The following is a 638-nucleotide window of genomic DNA, read 5'->3' as shown; positions in this document are numbered from 1 at the left end:
CCCGGAGATCGCCGACGCCACGTACGTCGAGCCGATCACCCCCGAGTTCGTCGAGAAGATCATCGCCAAGGAGCGCCCCGACGCCCTGCTGCCCACGCTCGGCGGCCAGACCGCGCTGAACACCGCGATCTCGCTGCACGACTCGGGCGTGCTGACCCAGTACGGCGTCGAGCTGATCGGCGCCAACGTCGAGGCCATCAACAAGGGCGAGGACCGCGACCAGTTCAAGGACGTCGTCGCGGCCGTCAACGCCAAGATCGGTCACGGCGAGTCCGCCCGCTCGGTCATCTGCCACTCGATGGACGACGTCCTGGACGGCGTCGAGAAGCTCGGCGGCTACCCGGTCGTGGTCCGCCCCTCCTTCACCATGGGCGGCGCCGGCTCCGGCTTCGCGCACGACGAGGAGGAACTGCGCCGCATCGCCGGCCAGGGCCTGACCCTCTCGCCGACCACCGAGGTACTCCTGGAGGAGTCCATCCTCGGCTGGAAGGAGTACGAGCTGGAGCTGATGCGCGACAGGAACGACAACGTCGTGGTCGTGTGCTCCATCGAGAACTTCGACCCCATGGGCGTGCACACCGGCGACTCGATTACCGTCGCGCCGGCCATGACGCTCACCGACCGCGAGTACCAGACCC

General features: G+C 68.2%; 1 pseudogene. It reads left to right on the top strand.

From position 1 onward, the window contains the following. A pseudogene (gene carB, locus KUM32_RS37485) lies at nucleotides 1–638 on the top strand (carbamoyl phosphate synthase large subunit); the annotation flags it as partial.

It is taken from the genome of Streptomyces sp. AC627_RSS907, from assembly GCF_019049165.1.
This window is presented reverse-complemented; position numbering and strand designations above follow the sequence as displayed.